This window comes from Aureimonas altamirensis, from assembly GCF_001463885.1.
GTDB lineage: Bacteria > Pseudomonadota > Alphaproteobacteria > Rhizobiales > Rhizobiaceae > Aureimonas > Aureimonas altamirensis.
The window spans coordinates 135407-152717 of record NZ_BBWQ01000020.1; the positions used below are offsets into that span (position 1 = coordinate 135407).

A 17311-nucleotide genomic window follows, 5' to 3' on the forward strand; every position below is an offset into this window, starting at 1 on the left:
CACCCTCCCCCCATTCGGACCCCGGTCAGGCCACGGCCCGGTCGGGAAACCAACTGCAGTCTATCTCATAGTCGCGGTCGGTGAAGTCCACTTCGGCGGCGAGGCGCTCGTGATTCTTCAGCGACATCATCCGGCCTTCCCGGGCCAGATGCCCCTGATCTTCCAGGACGCGCAACGCGCGGTTGACGGACACGATGGACAGGCCGACCACATTGCCGATCAGTTGCTGCGACAGCGGCATCAGGAACCACTCCTTCTTCAGCCTGCCGGTTATGGACTGGCGCGCCCGCGTCTGCAGAAGGAAAAGCGCGACCCTGTCGCGCGGGTTCATGCTGGTCGAGGCGCGCAGCCTGTCCAGCATGGACACGCGCTCCAGCGTCACGAACGTAAAGAACAGCGCCGCCAGCCGTGGATGATAGGCAAAGGCATCGCGCAGCCCTTCCTTGGGAAAGGGGCACAGCTCGAGGTCGGTTGCGGCGGTATAGACCAGCGTCGACAGTTCGCAGCCGAGCTGGCTGATACCGACGACGTCACCCGGGTGGAAAAGCTCGGTTATGATCTGCTGCCCCTCGACATCCGTCGTGTGGGCGTAGAGCCACCCCTCCCGGACGACGAAGACGTTTCCGATGCGGGTACGCCCCCCGATCACCGTGCTGCGGCGCGGCAGACTCAGATGGTCGCCTTCCATGTGCGCCAGAAATGCCCGTTCCGCATCGGTCAGCGACAGATAGTGGGATAGCTTCGCTACCAGACAACTCGACATCCCTGATCGCCCTTCCCGTCGGTTCGCTCAAACTGCGGCCATATAAGCGGGTTTCCACCTCAGGTTGCCTAGAATCTGTCCCGTAATTAGCTGGACGGCAATGCTTTATTCGTTTGGAGCAATTTTTCGCTTGTTTAAAGCGGTTTAATGCAACTGCCGGTTGGGACGCTATAGATCGCCTATGGATGAGCTCTCGTTTCCGACATCTGGTGGCGGTACCCCGCGCAATGCCCGCGGGGAGGAAGGTGAAGATCCGCTTCCGCTCGTCCGGGCCCTTCTGTCGATCTCCAAGTCGACCCGTGCCTTTCTGGCGCTCCTTCTTTCCGATATCGGGCTGCATCTTGGCCAGGACCAGTTGATCGCCTGTCTTCAGCACGGCGAGCCGATGAGCGTATCGACGCTGGCCGACCGAATCGCGGTGCGGCCATCGACCGTTTCCAAGATGCTGGACCGGCTGGTCGAGAAGGGAGCGGTCCGCCGTGTCGTCAGCGCGCAGGATGCGCGACGCACGATGGTTCTTCTGACGGAAGAGGGCGCCGCGTTGAAGCCGCGTGTCGCGCAGGTCTGGGCGCGGCTCGAAAGCGAGCTGTCGGGCGGCATGTCGCCGGACGAGGCGCGGGCCGTCAAGGACGCCATGGCGCGCATGGACCTTCTGCTTGCGACGCGGCTGCGCCGCCATCGATAGCGCTTTCGGCGAATATTCTTTGAATCGGTTCAGAAGCCGTTCATCGCTTCTATGTATGGTGCACGCGTGCACTCTACCGGGTGCTGGATTTGTCGGGTTTTTTGCGTATGCTCACACAACGCTCAGGCTCCAATAAAAAGTCAGCCGATACATTGAGTTCTTCATTCAAGACCACAAGACGCACCGCCATGGGTTACGGCCTGGGTGGTATCATGACGGCCATCCTGGCAGGCCGCGCCTATGCCCAGGACGCCGAGCCTGCACCCACCCAGCCGACCGAGCCGCCGCAGCCGCCCGCCGCGCCCGTGCCGCCGCCGGTCGAGCCGACGATGGTGGACCTCAACGATTTCAGCTTCGACGCCCTGTCGGAAGCCATGCGGAACCGTGCGGCGCAAGCCTATGTCGAGCCGGCCAACGATCTGCCCCAGCCGATCCAGGATCTCGACTATGACGGCTATCGGCGGATCCTGTTCCGCCGCGAGCGGACGGTCTGGGCGAACGACCCGTTCAACTTCCACCTGCAGGCCTATTTCCCGGGCTTTCTCTACAAGGTCACGACGCGCGTCCACATCGGCGACGGATCGCGCTTCGCGCCCTATCCGTTCTCGGGCGCGGATTTCGAGTTTCTCGCCCCGCTCGATCCGAACGTCTACCAGAACCTGCAATTGCCCGGCGTCGCCGGCTTCCGCCTGAACTACCCGCTCGACCGCCCCGACCGGTTCGACGAGCTGGTCTCGTTTCTGGGCGCAAGCTATTTCCGCGCGCTGGGCATGGGCAATCGCTACGGCCTGTCGGCCCGTGGTCTGGCGCTGAATACCGCCACCAGCGTTGCCGAGGAGTTTCCCCGCTTTACGGCCTTCTACATCGTCCAGCCCAAGGAAGGCGACCGGACGATCCAGATCTATGCCGAAATGGACAGCCCGAGCGTCACGGGCGCCTATTCCTTCCTGATCCGGCCCGGCGCCGAAACGGTGATCGACGTCAACAAGCGGCTGTATTTCCGCCAGTCCGTCGAGCGACTGGGCGTCGCGCCGCTGACGTCGATGTACTTCTTCGGCGAGAACGACCATCCCGAGCGCGAAGACTTCCGCCCGGAAGTCCACGACAGCGATGGCCTGTTCATCGAGCGGGTCAATGGCGAACGCCTGTGGCGCCCGTTGAAGAACCCGACTGAGCTTGCGCTCAGCTATTTCGGCGAAAGCTCGCCGCGCCGCTTCGGCCTTTTGCAGCGCGACCGCGAGTTCGACCATTATCAGGATGTGGAGGCGCGCTACGAAGTCCGCCCGTCCCTGATCATCGAGCCGCAGGGAGACTGGGGCCGGGGCGTCGTCCAGTTGGTGGAGATTCCGACGGAGTCGGAGGCCAACGACAATATCGTCGCCTTTTGGGTGCCGGAAGAGCGGCCCGAGGCAGGCAGCCAGTACGAATTCCGCTATCGCATGCGCTGGGGCCTCATCGAGGAGATGCGCAGCGACGTGGCCGTGGTCCTCGGCACCTTTGCCGGGCTCGGGGGCAACGCCGCCCATACGGGCGACATCAACACCCGCCGTTTCGAGATCAATTTCGATGGCGGCACGGCAGCCAACCTGCCCGGCGGATCGGTGGTCGAGCCCATCGTGGACATTCCGCAGAATGCCCGCATCGAGCATATCGGCGTCAACCGGCTGCCCGGCGGCGGCTGGCGTCTGTCGATCGAGCTGGAAAAGCTCGACAGCGCACCCGTGGAACTGCGGGCAAAGCTGGCGGTCGGCGGACGCGTGGTCAGCGAAACCTGGCTGTACCAATGGATCGGCCAATGACCGCCAACCCCACCCCGACATCGGCGCCGCAGCACAGGCATGAGGTGCCCCTGCCGAAGGTGCCGGCCGGCGTTCTGGTTGGACGGCCGGACCTGTCGGAAGACGAGGTACGCCGCGCCATCGCCGAGCGTCTCGCATTCGAAGGTCGCAGCGGGCCCGAGCCCGACGTGGTGCTTCTGGCGGCGCGCATCGGCAAGCGCAAGGCCCTCGCATTCCTGCGCAAGCTCGTCCTGCCGCCTCCGCAAGGCAGCCTCGACATGCCGGAGCGCCCGATACTGCGGTCTCAATATGGCGTGACTCCGCGTCACTGAACGGGCATAAGGCAGCGCTCTCGACGCATTGCCGCTTGAATGGACGGGATTGGCTTGGTCATTTTCGGAAGAATCCTATTCGCGCTCGTGGCGCTGGCGCTGGCTGTCGTGGCGGGATTCCTGTTCGCCACCATCATCACGGCCAATGGCGCGACCTGGCTGCATTTCGCCCAGGTCTGCCTGCTGATCGTCTGCTGCATGTGGCTGGCCTGGGGCTTTAACACCGCAGTTGCCGGCATCTTCTTCTCCAGAGGCAAGCCGAACCGGCGCGGTGGCGTGCTGGCGCCGGCCTCGGTCAACCGTTCGGCCGTCCTGGTGCCCGTGTACAACGAAGACGCGGACGCCGTCATGGCGCGCGTTGCCGCCATGATCGAGGGCTTGCGGCGTATCCGCCGGCTCGAGGCGTTCGACTTCTTCGTCCTGTCGGACTCCACCAAGGCGGAATCCGTCGCGGCCGAGCGCAGGGCCGTCTTCGAGATCGCCGGCGCGCTGGAAACGGGGACGCATCTCTACTATCGCCACCGCGAAAAGAACACCAACCGCAAGGCCGGCAATATCGGCGAGTTCGTCACCCAGCAGGGCGGCGCCTACACCTACATGATCGTGCTGGACGCAGACAGCCTGATGCGGCCCGAGACGCTGGTCGAGATGGTTGCGCGGATGGACGACGACGACGAGCTGGCGCTGCTGCAGACACAGCCGCTCATCATCAACCGGCGCAGCCTGTTCGGCCGTGCGCTGCAATTCTCGGCGGCCCTGTACTCGCCCTTCTTCTCGCGCGGGATCGCGGCCCTGCAGGGCCGTGAAGGCCCGTTCTGGGGCCACAACGCGATCATCCGCACCCGCGCCTTCGCGCAGAGCTGCGGGCTGCCGCATCTGTCGGGCCGCCCCCCCTTTGGCGGCCATATCCTGAGCCACGATTTCGTCGAGGCGGCGCTGCTGGCGCGCGACGGTTGGAAGGTGCGTGTCGATCCAGACCTCGAAGGCTCCTTCGAAGAGGCGCCGTCGAACCTGATCGAATATGCCAAGCGCGACAGGCGCTGGTGCCAGGGCAATCTGCAGCATGGCCGGCTGATCCCCGCGCCGCGCCTGCGCTTCTGGAGCCGCGTCGCGATGGTGTCCGGCATCATGGCCTATGCCGCTTCGCCCATCTGGCTTCTGTTCCTCATCGTCTCGATGCTGGATCCCATCCTGGCGCCGGCGCCCAACTACTTCCCGGGCGACAGCCTGTTTCCCGTCTTCCCCCGCCCGGAAACCACCAAGGCGCTGCTGCTTCTGATCGGCATCTTCACGCTGCTGCTGCTGCCCAAGACGCTGATCGCCTTCCGCGCCGCCCTGTCGCACCGGGCGGCGCGCTTCGGCGGCTCCATCGCCGTTCTGGCGGGGGCCACGTGCGAACTTATCCTGACCAGCGCGCTCGCACCGATCATGATGCTGTTCCAGTCCAAGGCCGTTGCCGAAATCTTGATGGCGCGTGACAGCGGCTGGCCGTCCACCGACCGCGAGGACGAAGGCGTTCCACTGTCGGCTGCCTTTGCCGCAAGCTGGTGGATGGTCATCGTGGGCGCCATCCTGATGGTGACGAGCTACGTCTACACGCTGACGCTGTTCCTGTGGGTGCTGCCGATCGCCCTGCCGCTTGTCGTGGCGCCGCTGTTCATTTCGCTCACCGCAGATCCTGTGCTGGGAGACAAGGCACGGGCGCTTTCCATCTTCGCGACACCGTTCGAGATCGCTCCCGAACCGGTGATCCGCGCTTCCGAAGCATGGCACCAACGCCTTGCCGGCGCACAAAAAACACTATCTCAACCGCGAAGGGACCAGAGGACGGGTACGTCGGATCCTATCGAGACGCCCGCCAGAGGCTGAAAGTCGAACAGCCATGAGCCTACATGACAGCGTCTTTCTCCGTCCGGAGCGAGACTACAGGATCGATTTTTTCCGCGGCGTGGCGCTGGTGATGATCTTCATCAACCACATACCGGGCGTTCTGTGGGAAAATTTCACGAGCCGCAATTTCGGCTTTTCCGACTCGGCCGAAGTCTTCGTCTTCCTGGCCGGCGTCGCCAGCGCTTTCGCCTATGGGCGGCTCTTCCTTCAAGGTTCGCCGCTGATCGCATCGCTGAAGGCGGCCCGGCGCGCGGGCGTTCTCTATCTCGTGCACATCGCCCTTACCATGGCGGTCATCTCGCTGTTCATCTGGTTCGCGCTGGCGCTCGGCAAGGGAGATATCCTCCGCCAGATCGGGCTGGGCCCCCTTCTGACGCAGCCTCTCGATGCGCTGTACGGCATCGCCACCCTCGGCAACCAGCTCGGCTACCTGAATATCCTGCCGCTCTACGCCGCGCTGCTGCTGATGCTGCCGCTCATGCTGCTCGGCATACGATGGATCGGGCTGAAAGGGTTTATCGTCGCTTCGGTTGCCGTCTGGCTGGTCGTCGGCCTCACGCGGCTCAACATTCCCAACTACCCCAATGCCGGCGGATGGTTCTTCAACCCGTTCTCCTGGCAGCTCATCTTCGCCCTCGGCCTCTATACCGGCTTCCAGAAGCTGCGCGGCCAGCCGGCGCTGCCCTACTCGCCAAGGCTGTACGTGCTGGCGCTGGGCTTTCTGGCATTCTCCTGGGCCTTCGTCGGCTTCGGCTGGTGGTCGGTGGAGCGGATGATCCCGCTGCCGTCCCTCTTTGTCGGCTTCGACAAGACCTACATGTCCATTCCGCGCCTTCTGCACCTTATCGCGCTTGTCTACGTCTTCGCCCATGCGCCGAAGATGTCGCCTTTCAGCCGCGTCGGCGCCGCCAATCCGTTGACCATGCTCGGGCGCCACTCATTGCCGGTCTTTGCCGTCGGCACCTTCCTGTCGCTGCTGGCGCAGGCGCTGCGCTTCGGCAACGACACGACGTTGGCCTACGATACGGTGCTGGTAACAGGTGGCCTCGCCATCCAGTTCGCATTGGCGCGCTATCTCGATTGGTGGCACGTCGCCTCGAAACCGCAGAAGGCCGTGCGCGCCAACGCGGCCACGCGGACGGAGCAGCCGCGCGACGCCCAGCCCGCCAAGGCCATGGCGCCGGCCGCGCGGCGCACCCCATGACCCCAGCCGGATAAGCAAGCCAGATGTACAGCGATTCCAACCATCCGTTCTTCAAGCCGCTGTGGCGGCGCGTGCTGATCGTCGGCTCGTGTCTGGTCTGGTCCGGCTTCGAGTGGTGGAACGGCGAGCAGCTCTGGGGCGCGATCACGCTGGCGATCGCGGCCTATGGCATCTTCGCCCTGTTCATCAACTACAAGGCACCGCCCGAAAGCGAGTAGCGCCGGCTCAGTCGGCGGCGCGGTCGGAAACGCCGGCCTGCGCAAAGGTCGCCATGCCGTTGTGGCAGGCCACCGCCGCCTTCACCATCGCAGCGGCCAGTGCCGCGCCCGTGCCTTCGCCCAGCCGCATGCCGAGCGCCAGCAGGGGCACCTTGCCCATCGCCTGCAAGGCGCGCTGGTGGCCGGGTTCGGCGGACACATGGCCGAACAGGCAGTGATCGATCGTATCCGGAGCCAGCTTGTACAGGACGGCGGCGGCGGCCGTCGCCACGAAGCCGTCCACGATAACCGGCACGCGCTGCATCCGGGCCGCCAGTATGGCGCCTCCCATGGCGGCGATTTCCCGTCCGCCAAGCCGGCGCAGCGCTTCGAGCGGATCTGCGGCATGGCGTCCATGAAGGTCTATCGCCTCCTGCACGAGGGCGGTCTTGCGCGCCATGCCGGCACTGTCATGGCCGGTGCCCGGCCCCACCCAGTCGCGCGCGGTGCCACCGAACAGGGCCGCGAAAAGCGCGCTGGCCACCGCCGTATTTCCGATCCCCATTTCGCCGATGCACAGAAGGTCGGGTTCGCCCGCAAGGCACTCCATGCCGTAGGCCATGGTGGCGGCGCAATCGCGCTCCGACAATGCCGGCTCCAGCGTGATGTCGCCGGTAGGGTAGTCGAGCGCGAGGTCGAATATCTTGAGGCCAAGGTCGAACGTGGCGCAGATCTGGTTGATGGCGGCGCCGCCCGCAGCGAAGTTTTCCACCATCTGGCGCGTCACCTCGGGCGGGAAGGCCGAAGCGCCCCGCGCGGCAATCCCGTGATTGGCGGCAAAGACCGCGACGACGGGCCGGTTGACGGTGGGGGCCCGTCCCTGCCAGGCAGCCATCCATTCGGCGATATCCTCCAGCCGGCCAAGAGAGCCGGAGGGTTTCGTCAGTTCTTCCTGGCGGTGGCGTGCATCGTGCCGGGCACGTCCGTCCTGCTGCGGCATCTGCCGGACGAGGGCGCGGATATCGTCGAAGGGAAGGCCGGTGGCGGACATGAAGCGAGACTTTCGGAGTGGCACGATCTAACTGGCCGGTGATAGGCAATCGCGGCGGGCGAAGCAAACGGCTTGCATGCGGACGCCGGCGCGGCGAAAGCTGGCTCCATGATCCAGCCTGTCGCCAGCCTCCTGCGTGCCCTGTCCTTCCTCAGCCGTTTTCCGGCGCTGTCCGGGGCCTTTCACGGCGGGCCGCACCCGCTGGCAGCGGATGCGCCGTCCTTTCCGGTGGTGGGGCTGATCGTCGGGCTTTTGCCCGCCGTGCTGCTGGTACTGGCGATGGCGGCGGGCCTTGCCCCCGTTACCGCCTCCCTCCTTGCCCTGGCGCTTCTGGTGGCTTCCACAGGCGCCCTGCACGAAGACGGGCTCGGCGACACGGCGGACGGCCTGTTCGGCCATGCGGACAAAGACCGTGCGCTTGCCATCATGAAGGACAGCCGCATCGGAACCTATGGCGTTCTGGCGCTGGCATTCGCGCTTTTGCTGCGCATCGCGCTTCTGGCGGAGGTGGCCGACGCCAGTCCGCTTGCAGCGGCCTGTGCCCTGCTGGCGGCGGCAGCGGCCAGCCGTGGCGGCATGGGCCTGTTGTGGGCTTCCCTGCCGTCCGCGCGCCCGGACGGCATTGCCGACAGCCTGGGAAGGCCAACGCGGCGGCAGGGGCTCTGGTCCGTTGCGCTGGGCCTTGTATCGGGCATCCTGTTGGGCCTGCCGGCGGCCGGGCTTGCCGGCATTGCCATCGCGGCCGCGATCTCGACGGGCGTTTATCTGTGGTTCCGGTCCGTCCTGCGCCGTCGCCTGGGCGGGCAGACGGGCGACACTTTGGGCGCCTGCCAGCAGTTGCTGGAAATCGCGATCCTACTGGGCCTGGCGCTCGGCTCAGGCTGAGGCGAACACCAGCAGGACGGCAATCGCCAAAAGCGCGCTGCATGTGCGGCCATAAAGGGCCAGTGCCCGGCCGATATCGGCGATCCGCGCTTCTCTTCGGCCCTCTTGGTTAAGGCAGGGCGCATCGACCGAAAGCGCGCCATAGCGGCGCGGCCCGCCGAGCGACAGGCCCAGCGCCGCGGCCATCGCCGCCTCCGGCCAACCCGCGTTCGGAGATCGGTGCATCGGCGCGTCCCGCCTTGCGATGCGCCAGGCGCGCCGATCCACGGCGACAAGCGCGAACAACAGCGCCGTCAACCGTGCAGCGGGCCAGTTGACCAGGTCGTCCAGCCGTGCCGCACCCATGCCGAAGGCCCGGTGGCGCGCGCTCATATGGCCGATCATCGAATCCGCGGTGTTGATCATCTTGTAGGCGAAAAGGCCCGGCAGGCCGAACAGCGCCGCATAGATGAACGGCGCGATCACGCCGTCGGACGTGTTTTCCGCAAGGCTTTCGATTGCCGCCCGGCAGACACCGGCATCGTCCAGCTGGTCCGGGTCCCGCCCGACGATCATCGATACCGCATGGCGGCCATCGGCAAGCGAACGGGACAACCCGGTGGCCACCGCCGCAACGTGCTGGCGCAGGCTGCCTTGCGCCACGAAGATGGCGATGACGCAGGCTTCCAGCGCAAGTCCGGGCGGGCCCAGAAGGGAAAGGCCCCATTGCATGCCAAGCCCGATCAGGGCCGCCGCCGCCGTCAGCAGACATATGGCGACGATCCCGGCATGGCGTCGGCGCCGCTCCGGCAGGGCGGCGTCGTTCCAGGCGCGGTCGAGCCGATCGATCGCCGCCCCGAACAGCGCCACCGGATGCGGCACATGGCGCCACAGCCATGGCGGATCGCCCACAAGCCTGTCCAGAAGAACTCCCGCCAACAGGGCGATGGCCGAGCCGCCTAGCAGCATAGTGCGCCCGCAAGACGTTCGGCCTCGATCTCGTTCCGGATGTTTCCGAAGCGAAGCCAGGCCGGTTCGTATGCGAAGGGGCGTGTCAGGATATGACACGTCGCGAGCCGCTCGAAGAGCGCCGCTGCCCTGTCATCCCGGACAAGGGTAAACATCGCCGTGCCCCCAAGGATGGAAAGCCCGGCGGCGGACAGCGTTTGCCGCGTCATACGCGCCTGCGCCTCCAGCCGTGCCCTCACCGCGCCTGTCTGCGTCTCGGCCCGCAGCGCGGCCGCACCCACGGCCATGGCCGGCCCGGACACGGCCCATGGCCCGAGGCGGGCCGCGATCTGCCCGGCAAGCTCGGCGCCGCACAAGGCAAAACCCAGCCGAAGGCCCGCATATCCGAAATATTTGCCAAAGGACTTGAGTACGAGAATAGGCAGTTGCCCCGCCGTGTCGCCCGCAAGGCTGCAGACAGGGTCGGCATCGGCGAAAGCTTCGTCCACGACAAGAAGGCCGTTCTGTCTCTGAAGGCGCTCCGCCAGGGCCAGCAGCGCCGGCCGGTCGTATCGCCGCCCATCCGGGTTGTTCGGATTGACGACGACGACCAGCGATGCGTCGGCGGGCATATCATCGAGACCGGCGCATGCGACGGCGTCATGGCCCGCGAGGACAAGCGCGTGCCTGTGTTCCTCATAGGTCGGAGACAGGATCGCCGCGCGGCGCGGCGCAAACAGGTGCGGCCACAATCCGATAAGCGCCTGCGTTCCCGGCGCGGCGACGACGCTGCCGGCCGCACCGTAGAAGGCACGGGCCGCATCCACCAGCGCGGCGTCGTCGGCCGCCTCCGGCAGCCGTGTCCACGCATCCGGCGCGATCTGCGGAAGGGGCAGCGGTTGCGGGTTGATGCCGGTGGACAGATCGAGCCAGTCGGCACGCCGGCCGCCCCAGCGGGCGATGGCTGCGTCGAGGGCTCCGCCATGTTTCAACGCCGCGTCCATCAGGCGGCGCCGTCGATCACATGCAGGAAAGAGCCCATGACCCGGCCTCGATACAGGCCAAGGGGCCCCAAGGCCTGCCCCGTCGCGTCACTGGCGTGGAAAAGCCGGCCTGCATCGCCCTCCGACAGGATCGAGGCATAGTGGAATTCGTGGGCCGTCACGGCCGAAGTCCAGAAAGGCGCATCGTTTGTAGGCGTTGCCTGCCTGTAACCCAGATGCCGGCGCGGTGCCTTAAAACTCGTTTCCAACGGCAGCATGCCCAGCATCGCATGCCGGGTGCCTTCGCCGTCCACCAGGCCATCGCCCAGCACCATATAGCCTCCGCATTCGCCATAGACGAGCGCGCCCCGCATTGCCGAACCGGTCATACCGGCACGGAAGGCGGCCGCGCCGGAAATGCGCCCCGCATGCAGTTCCGGATAGCCTCCCGGCAGGTAGACGGCGTCCGCGCCGATATCCGGCGCTTCGTCGGCCAGCGGCGAGAAGAACGACAGCTCCGCACCGGCCTCCCGCCAGCCGGCCAGCAGATGCGGGTAGGCAAAGGCAAAGGCGTCGTCCCGCGCCACTGCAATGCGCGCGCCGGGCGGCGGCAGCCGGTCCACGTGCTCATTGCCGGCCGGTATCGCCGCGCGCCTGGAGACGTTCAGCAACCCATCGATGTCCAGCGCCGCCTCCAGCCAATCGGCGGCACGGTCGCACAGGCGCTCGACGGCCTCCAACTCCTGCGCGCGGACCAGGCCGAGATGGCGGGACGGGATCGCCAGCGACGGCTCTGCCGGAAGCGCCGCCAGAATGGGGATCGCCAGGGGTTCCAGCGCCGCGCGCAACATCGTCTCGTGGCGCTGGCTGGCGACGCGGTTGAGGATGAGCCCGTCGATGCCGACCGCCGGGTCGTGCATGGCGAAGCCACGCACCAGCGCCGCCACGGACTGCGCCTGGCGGGCGCAATCGATCACCAGGATAACGGGCAGACCCAGCATTTGCGCCAGCGCCGCGGCAGAGCCCCGGCCGTTGGCCGCACCATCGAAGAGGCCCATGGCGCCCTCGACGGCAAGGAGGCCGTCGCCGCGCCCTGCAAGGCGCAGGATCGTCTGCGGCTGCATGGCATACGCGTCGAGATTGACACTGTCGCGCCCACACGCGAGGCGGTGGAAACCGGGGTCGATATAGTCCGGGCCCGACTTGGCGGGCGTCACGGGAATGCCGCGCCGGGCAAGCAGGCGCAGCAGCGCCAGCGTCACCAGCGTCTTGCCGCATCCCGAAGCCGGGGCCGATATGAGAATACCCTGTCGCGCCATGATCCCCGACGCTTATAATGATCGTGATGCACAACGCCAGCCAGACCCTGCTGCTGATTGCCGGAACGAGCGAGGCGCGCGCCTTGTCGGAGGCGATCGCGCGGGACATGCCGAAGGCGCGCCTGATCGTGTCGCTTCTGGGCGCGACCGAAAAACCGGCCGCCTATGCCGGCTCGGTGCGGACGGGCGGCTTCGGCGGGGTTGCCGGCCTGGCCGATTTTCTACGCGCCGAGAATGTCACGCATCTTGTCGATGCGGCGCACCCCTTCGCCACGGGCATGCACCGCAACGCAGCGGCGGCGGCGGCCAGCACGGGCGTGCCTTATCTGGCGGTGGTCCGTCCCGAATGGCCGGCAAGGCCGAACTGGCATGAGGTCGACTGCCTGCGGGCGGCAAGTACGGCGCTGCCGCACGGCGCGAGGCCTTTCCTGGCGCTGGGGCAGCGCCATCTGGCGCCGTTCCGCCACCGCGCAGACCTGAGGCCCGTTCTGCGCATGGCGCAGGCGCCGCAGACGCCGCCGCCCTTCCCTGCAGAGATCGTCATCGGGCCGCCCTTGCGGACAGCGAACGAAGAGCAGGCGCTTTTCCGACGGTACGGCGTGACGCATCTCGTCTGCCGCAATTCGGGCGGGCAGGCCGGCATCGCGAAGCTCGACGCCGCAGAGACGCTCGGCCTGCCCGTCCTGATGATCCGGCGGCCGGCAATGGCGTCGCCCGCCCAAGCGGACAGCCTTCAGGCCGCTTTGGACTGGCTTCTGTTCGGCGAAGATAGCAACGACGGCGGCGTCGGGCGCTAGAACGTTCTGCCGCCCGGTGCGACGGCTTTGGGGCGCAGCACATGGACATGCGCGGGGTCGTACAGGGCCGAGTCGCGGAAGGCCGATGCGCCCAGCGCCCTGCCCACCAGAACCAGCGCCGTGCGCGTCAATTTGGCGTCGCGGGCCAGACGACGCATCGTGGATACCGTGCCATGCAGGAACATCTCGTCCGGCCAGCCGACGCGATAGGCGATGATGGCGGGACAATCCGGACCGTAAGCCGCAAGCGGCGTCAGCACCCTTTCGATATGCGCAAGGTTGCGAACCGACAAATGGATGGCAAGCGTGGCGCCGCTGCGCGCCAGCGTTTCCAGTTCCTCGCCCTCCGGCATGGATGACGACTTCATGGCCGTGCGCGTGAGGATAATGCTCTGGCACAGTTCCGGTATGGTCAGTTCCAGCTTCAGGGCAGCGGCCGCCGCCGCGAAGGCCGGCACGCCCGGCGTCACGTCGTAGGGAATGCCGATCGCATCCAGCCGCCGCATCTGCTCGGCCGTCGCGCCATAGATGGATGGATCGCCGGAATGCACGCGCGCCACGTCAAAGCCCTTTGTATGGGCATCGGCGATTTCGGCAATAATGTCGTCGAGCGTCATTGCCGCCGTATCCAGCACGCGCGCGCCCTCGGGCGCGGCGCGGACGATGTCCTCGGGCACCAGCGACCCTGCGTAAAGGCAGACCGGGCAGGACTGGATCAGCCGCAGGCCACGCACGGTGATGAGATCCGGCGCGCCCGGCCCGGCCCCGATGAAATGAACCGTCATGCGCGCTCCCTGGTGGCATTGGCCGTCAACGCGCTGCCCGCCTTGCCGGCATAGCCGCGCGGCGTATAGGCGTGCTCGCGCCCGTCGCCCGTGCGCATGCGCCGCGTCTGCGAAGAGCCGACGATGACGACGGTCAGCATGTCGACGTCGTCCACCCGCAGGTCCGCCAGCGATACGATACGGACCGTTTCGCCCGGCCGGCCGAGATTTGTGGCCAGCACGACCGGCGTTTGCGCCGGGCGATGCTCCAGCAGGATGGCGCGTGCGTCGGCGAGCTGGCTGCGCCGCCGCCGCGAAACCGGATTGTAGAAGGCGATCACGAAGTCGCCCTCCGCCGCTGCCCGCACTCGCCGCTCGATATCGGGCCAGGGTGTCAGCAGATCGGACAGCGATATGGTGCAGAAGTCGTGGCCGAGCGGCGCACCGGCCCGCGCCGCGGCCGCCTGCAGGGCCGAAATGCCGGGGCATACCACCACCTCCACCCGGCGGGCGGCGTCGGGCAGCTCGCCCGTGTCGATCAGCTCATAGGCCAGGGTCGCCATGGCGTAGATGCCGGCATCGCCGGAACAGACCAGAGCCACCGTGCGGCCTTCCGCCGCCAGAAGCAGGGCGTGGCGCACGCGGTCCTCTTCGGCGCCCAGCGGAAAATCGTGCCGGCGGCCCGTGCCTGGAATATCGGCCACAAGGTCGAGATATAGTCCGTAACCGACGCGGTCATCGGCCGCCTCGATGGCCGCACGCGCCTCGGGCGAGCGCCACTCCGGCGCCCCCGGCCCGATCCCCACAAGCGTCAGGCGCCCCCGCGCCCGGCCGATGGATGGTGCCGAAAGCGGCCTCGGTGCGCGCGCGATGGCGGCGGTGACCCGCCGGGACTTCACCTTCGGCAGGATCAGCGCCGCGTCCGGCCCGCCAGCGGCAAGCGCGGCGCCTTCGGCGACGCCATGGCAGCCCACTTCGGCGTAGACGATGTCGGATGGCGTGGCCAGCCGGGGCGTTTCGGCCTCCAGCGTGGCGGCATCGAAGACACGCAGCGGCACCTGGAAATGCGCCGCCACCGCGTTCAACGACGCTTCGTCGGCCTTGACGTCGAGGGTCGCCACCATGGCAAGGCAGAGCGGGCTGACCCCGGCTTGCCGCAGGGCCTCTTCGGCAAGGGCGATGGCCTCGTCCGCCGGTGCGCCGCGCTCCGCACCCATTCCGAGCACGAGCCGCTGCGGGCGGTACAGAAGTTCGCCCGGATGGGGCGCACGCCCGGCATCATCTTCCGACAGGGTCACCGCGGCATCGTCGGCGCGCGGCACCGGAAGATCGGTCAGCCAGTCGGCCTCGGCCGTGATACGTGCGGAAGCGCCGGCCAGCAAGGCGGCCATTGCCGGCTTCGCATCCTGCGGATTTTCCAGGCGCCATCCGCACGGCGGCGCGTCGAGCGCCACGCCGAAGCGCGTATCGCCGGCCGTGGTGACGGCCGCATGACCGTGAAGGGCCCCGGCCAGACGGCGCGCCATGTCGTTTGCGCCGCGATGGCCGCCCAGAAGCGGCACGATGCTGCGTCCGTCCTCGGATATCGCCAGAACCGCCGGCTCCGAACGCTTGTCGCTCAAGGAAGGGGCAAGGATGCGGATGACTGCCCCCGCCGCCATGACGGCAAGGATGGGGCAGCCCTCCAGGAAGAGCCCGCGCAGATGCCCGGCCAGCGCGGTGTAATGCACGTCCGCACCGGCGATACCTTCCGGTGCGTGAATCTCTGCCGCCAGTTCGGCCTGGATATGCCGCGCCGTCTCCATGGCCGGGGCATGAAGGATGACGATGGCGGGCCTCATGCGGCATCCCCCCGGTGGCCCACGATCATCGAGAAATAGGGCGCCGTCTCCGGCGCATCGCGCAAGGGCATGATCGTTTCCTGCAGGGTAGAGACATGCGCCAGATAGCAGCAGCCGTCCGCAAGGCCGGTACGATCCAGCAGCGCGCGGATACGCGCCAGATGCCGGCCCAGCTTGATGATGCAGAAGGCATCCGCCACGTCCAGCCGCGCGGCGATCTGCGCATCGGGCAGCGGGGCGGGTATGACGGCGAAGGTCTCGTTGCGGCGGGCCAGCGGTGTGCGCATGGCAGCCGCGGCCGCCATGGGCGATGAGATGCCGGGCACGATGTCGACGCGGAACCGCCCTGCCAGCCGCTCGAAGAGGTAGAGGAACGAGCCGTAGAAGAACGGGTCGCCCTCGCACAGAAGCGCGACGTCCTCGCCGCCTTGCAGGCGTGCGGCGATGGCGTCCGCCGCGTCGTCGTAGGCCGCCTGCCCTGGCGCGCTGTCGATACGCATGCACAGGCCGAAGCCGATCTCGGCAAGCCCGGGCCGCAGGTAAGGCGCAGCGATGGCGCGGGCCATGCTGTGCCCGCTGTCCGGCACGGGATAGGCGATTGCCGGCACGTTGGACAGAATGCGCACCGCCTTGAGGGTCAGAAGCTCGGGGTCGCCAGGCCCGAGGCCGATGCCGTAAAGCGTGCCGCTCATGCCCGCTCCGCCCCCTTGCGCAGATGCCAGTGGGTCACCGGCATCTGCGGCCGCCACCCCGTGAGGGTGCCGACCGGCGCGGCGACGCTGACGGCAAGGCGTGTGAGGTTGCCGCCGTAACGGGCATGGAACGCCAGCAGAAGCGCCTCGGACTCCAGCGTCACCGCATGGGCCACGAGATTGCCCTGGTGCGGCAGGGCGTCGAAGGCACGCGCAAAGGTGGGTTCGGACAGGCCTCCGCCGATGAAGACGCTGTCCGGTGCGGCAAACCCGTCCAGTGCGTCCGGCGCCAGCCCGTCCACGATTTCGACCGGCCCATGCGCCAGCCGACGGACATTCTCCGCCAGCAGCGCACGCCTGTCGGCGCGTGGCTCCAGCGCGATGGCGCGGCCACCCAGCCTTGCCCATTCCACTGCGATGGAGCCGCAGCCGGAGCCGATATCCCACAGGCAGGCGCCCGGACGCGGCTCCAGCGCGGCAAGCGCAAGCGTGCGCATGGGCCGCTTGGTCATCTTGCCATCATGCGCGAAGGCCTCATCGGCCAGCCCGAAGGCGCCATGCGCCGGCCGGCCGACGCAATCGACGGCGATGACGTTCAATGCAGCGCCCGGGGGCAACGAAAACGCCTCCGCCGTTGCGGACCGCGCCTGTTCACGCGCGCCGCCCAGATGCTCCAGTACGGTCATGTGGCTGGCGCCGAACCCTTCGCGCACCAGCAGCGAAGCGACTTCGCCCGGCGTGGTGCCGTCGGCGGACAGGATCAGCAGCCGGCGGCCCGCACCGAAGGATGCGGCCAGCGTGGACACCGGGCGCCCATGCGCCGACAGGCAGGCGACATCCTCCAGCGCCCAGCCAAGCCGCGCCGCCGCCAGCGAAAAGGAGGACGGCGACGGCAGCACCAGCATGGCATCGGCCGGCAGGAAGCGGCGCAGCCAGGCCACAGGGCCGAACCAGGACGGGTCACCCGATGCCAGCACGACGGTCGGCTGCCCGGCCAGTGCCTCGATGGTGGCGCGCGATGCATCGAAGGGCGAGGACCAGCGATGGCGTTGTGCGGTGGCGGCGACCCCGTCCAGCATGGCCAGATGCCGCGCCCCGCCCACCACGTGCCGCGCGGCATCGATGGCGGCGCGCTGCTCCGGGGCAAGGCACGTCAACCCGCCGTCGCCGATCCCGACGACCGTCAGCCAGGCGGGCACGCTC

At 67.5% G+C, this 17311-nt stretch carries 17 protein-coding genes; 8 read left to right on the forward strand and 9 right to left on the reverse strand.

The annotated features are described in order from the left end of the window. Window positions 1-25: 25 nt before the first annotated feature. Complete coding sequence (locus AUL31_RS15245; RefSeq protein ID WP_060608517.1) at window positions 26-763, reverse strand: Crp/Fnr family transcriptional regulator; 738 nt, start codon at window positions 761-763, stop codon at window positions 26-28. 181 nt (window positions 764-944) lie between these two features. Here AUL31_RS15245 and AUL31_RS15250 point away from each other — a divergent pair, with 181 nt between their 5' ends. The 6 genes from AUL31_RS15250 to AUL31_RS15275 all read left to right on the forward strand — a co-directional run bounded on the left by AUL31_RS15250 (window position 945) and on the right by AUL31_RS15275 (window position 6870). Beyond that, window positions 945-1448, forward strand: a complete 504-nt coding sequence (locus AUL31_RS15250; protein WP_232413060.1) for a MarR family winged helix-turn-helix transcriptional regulator — start codon at window positions 945-947, stop codon at window positions 1446-1448. A gap of 188 nt (window positions 1449-1636) precedes the next feature. Continuing rightward, window positions 1637-3247, forward strand: coding sequence for a glucan biosynthesis protein (locus AUL31_RS15255; RefSeq protein WP_244489427.1), 1611 nt, complete (start codon window positions 1637-1639; stop codon window positions 3245-3247). After that, window positions 3244-3558: a hypothetical protein gene (locus AUL31_RS15260; RefSeq protein ID WP_060608520.1), complete on the forward strand. Its 315-nt coding sequence runs from the start codon at window positions 3244-3246 to the stop codon at window positions 3556-3558. Before AUL31_RS15255 ends, AUL31_RS15260 begins: the two co-directional genes overlap by 4 nt. A gap of 54 nt (window positions 3559-3612) precedes the next feature. Continuing rightward, a complete protein-coding gene (gene mdoH, locus AUL31_RS15265; protein WP_244489428.1) occupies window positions 3613-5427 on the forward strand; it encodes a glucans biosynthesis glucosyltransferase MdoH in 1815 nt (604 codons plus the stop codon). Window positions 5428-5440: 13 nt separating this feature from the next. Next, window positions 5441-6652 (forward strand): OpgC family protein, encoded by a 1212-nt coding sequence (locus AUL31_RS15270; RefSeq protein ID WP_073469373.1) that lies wholly within the window; start codon window positions 5441-5443, stop codon window positions 6650-6652. 23 nt (window positions 6653-6675) lie between these two features. After that, window positions 6676-6870: a hypothetical protein gene (locus tag AUL31_RS15275; protein WP_039195489.1), complete on the forward strand. Its 195-nt coding sequence runs from the start codon at window positions 6676-6678 to the stop codon at window positions 6868-6870. 7 nt (window positions 6871-6877) lie between these two features. On the opposite strand, the gene cobT is transcribed toward AUL31_RS15275, so the two are convergent. Continuing rightward, window positions 6878-7900: a nicotinate-nucleotide--dimethylbenzimidazole phosphoribosyltransferase gene (gene cobT, locus AUL31_RS15280; RefSeq protein ID WP_060608526.1), complete on the reverse strand. Its 1023-nt coding sequence runs from the start codon at window positions 7898-7900 to the stop codon at window positions 6878-6880. A 108-nt stretch (window positions 7901-8008) separates the two neighbouring features. Between cobT and cobS the strand changes: the two genes are divergently transcribed. Beyond that, window positions 8009-8785 carry an adenosylcobinamide-GDP ribazoletransferase gene (cobS, locus tag AUL31_RS15285; protein WP_073469420.1) on the forward strand — a complete coding sequence of 259 codons (777 nt, stop codon included), beginning with the start codon at window positions 8009-8011 and terminating at the stop codon, window positions 8783-8785. Here cobS and cbiB read toward each other — a convergent pair. From cbiB to AUL31_RS15300, 3 genes are read right to left on the reverse strand one after another with little or no spacing between them, the layout of a single operon-like run. After that, window positions 8777-9733, reverse strand: coding sequence for an adenosylcobinamide-phosphate synthase CbiB (gene cbiB, locus AUL31_RS15290; protein ID WP_060608532.1), 957 nt, complete (start codon window positions 9731-9733; stop codon window positions 8777-8779). The genes cobS and cbiB overlap by 9 nt on opposite strands. Further along, window positions 9724-10716, reverse strand: coding sequence for a threonine-phosphate decarboxylase CobD (gene cobD, locus AUL31_RS15295; protein WP_060608535.1), 993 nt, complete (start codon window positions 10714-10716; stop codon window positions 9724-9726). The genes cbiB and cobD overlap by 10 nt, the downstream gene beginning before the upstream one ends. Continuing rightward, window positions 10716-12014, reverse strand: a complete 1299-nt coding sequence (locus AUL31_RS15300; RefSeq protein ID WP_060608538.1) for a cobyrinate a,c-diamide synthase — start codon at window positions 12012-12014, stop codon at window positions 10716-10718. Before AUL31_RS15300 ends, cobD begins: the two co-directional genes overlap by 1 nt. A 17-nt stretch (window positions 12015-12031) precedes the next feature. Here AUL31_RS15300 and AUL31_RS15305 point away from each other — a divergent pair, with 17 nt between their 5' ends. Further along, window positions 12032-12811 carry a precorrin-6A/cobalt-precorrin-6A reductase gene (locus tag AUL31_RS15305; RefSeq protein ID WP_143190270.1) on the forward strand — a complete coding sequence of 260 codons (780 nt, stop codon included), beginning with the start codon at window positions 12032-12034 and terminating at the stop codon, window positions 12809-12811. Here AUL31_RS15305 and cobM read toward each other — a convergent pair. The 4 genes from cobM to AUL31_RS15325 are packed head-to-tail and all read right to left on the reverse strand — an operon-like array spanning window position 12808 to window position 17307. Then, a complete protein-coding gene (gene cobM, locus AUL31_RS15310; protein WP_060608541.1) occupies window positions 12808-13596 on the reverse strand; it encodes a precorrin-4 C(11)-methyltransferase in 789 nt (262 codons plus the stop codon). The genes AUL31_RS15305 and cobM overlap by 4 nt on opposite strands. Continuing rightward, on the reverse strand, window positions 13593-15416 hold the full coding sequence (gene cobJ / locus AUL31_RS15315; RefSeq protein ID WP_060608544.1) for a precorrin-3B C(17)-methyltransferase: 1824 nt from the start codon (window positions 15414-15416) through the stop codon (window positions 13593-13595). The genes cobM and cobJ overlap by 4 nt, the downstream gene beginning before the upstream one ends. After that, window positions 15413-16108, reverse strand: coding sequence for a precorrin-2 C(20)-methyltransferase (gene cobI / locus AUL31_RS15320; RefSeq protein WP_060608548.1), 696 nt, complete (start codon window positions 16106-16108; stop codon window positions 15413-15415). The genes cobJ and cobI overlap by 4 nt, the downstream gene beginning before the upstream one ends. Further along, on the reverse strand, window positions 16105-17307 hold the full coding sequence (locus tag AUL31_RS15325; RefSeq protein WP_060608551.1) for a bifunctional cobalt-precorrin-7 (C(5))-methyltransferase/cobalt-precorrin-6B (C(15))-methyltransferase: 1203 nt from the start codon (window positions 17305-17307) through the stop codon (window positions 16105-16107). The genes cobI and AUL31_RS15325 overlap by 4 nt, the downstream gene beginning before the upstream one ends. Window positions 17308-17311 lie beyond the last annotated feature (4 nt).

What these genes read in the sequence shown, in the direction of transcription:
- AUL31_RS15245 (WP_060608517.1), bottom strand. Translation starts at nt 763, where the DNA reads ATGTCGAGTTGTCTGGTAGCGAAGCTATCCCACTATCTGTCGCTGACC.
- AUL31_RS15250 (WP_232413060.1), top strand. Translation starts at nt 945, where the DNA reads ATGGATGAGCTCTCGTTTCCGACATCTGGTGGCGGTACCCCGCGCAAT.
- AUL31_RS15255 (WP_244489427.1), top strand. Translation starts at nt 1,637, where the DNA reads ATGGGTTACGGCCTGGGTGGTATCATGACGGCCATCCTGGCAGGCCGC.
- AUL31_RS15260 (WP_060608520.1), top strand. Translation starts at nt 3,244, where the DNA reads ATGACCGCCAACCCCACCCCGACATCGGCGCCGCAGCACAGGCATGAG.
- AUL31_RS15270 (WP_073469373.1), top strand. Translation starts at nt 5,441, where the DNA reads ATGAGCCTACATGACAGCGTCTTTCTCCGTCCGGAGCGAGACTACAGG.
- AUL31_RS15275 (WP_039195489.1), top strand. Translation starts at nt 6,676, where the DNA reads ATGTACAGCGATTCCAACCATCCGTTCTTCAAGCCGCTGTGGCGGCGC.
- cobT (WP_060608526.1), bottom strand. Translation starts at nt 7,900, where the DNA reads ATGTCCGCCACCGGCCTTCCCTTCGACGATATCCGCGCCCTCGTCCGG.
- cobS (WP_073469420.1), top strand. Translation starts at nt 8,009, where the DNA reads ATGATCCAGCCTGTCGCCAGCCTCCTGCGTGCCCTGTCCTTCCTCAGC.
- cbiB (WP_060608532.1), bottom strand. Translation starts at nt 9,733, where the DNA reads ATGCTGCTAGGCGGCTCGGCCATCGCCCTGTTGGCGGGAGTTCTTCTG.
- cobD (WP_060608535.1), bottom strand. Translation starts at nt 10,716, where the DNA reads ATGGACGCGGCGTTGAAACATGGCGGAGCCCTCGACGCAGCCATCGCC.
- AUL31_RS15300 (WP_060608538.1), bottom strand. Translation starts at nt 12,014, where the DNA reads ATGGCGCGACAGGGTATTCTCATATCGGCCCCGGCTTCGGGATGCGGC.
- AUL31_RS15305 (WP_143190270.1), top strand. Translation starts at nt 12,032, where the DNA reads ATGATCGTGATGCACAACGCCAGCCAGACCCTGCTGCTGATTGCCGGA.
- cobM (WP_060608541.1), bottom strand. Translation starts at nt 13,596, where the DNA reads ATGACGGTTCATTTCATCGGGGCCGGGCCGGGCGCGCCGGATCTCATC.
- cobJ (WP_060608544.1), bottom strand. Translation starts at nt 15,416, where the DNA reads ATGAGGCCCGCCATCGTCATCCTTCATGCCCCGGCCATGGAGACGGCG.
- cobI (WP_060608548.1), bottom strand. Translation starts at nt 16,108, where the DNA reads ATGAGCGGCACGCTTTACGGCATCGGCCTCGGGCCTGGCGACCCCGAG.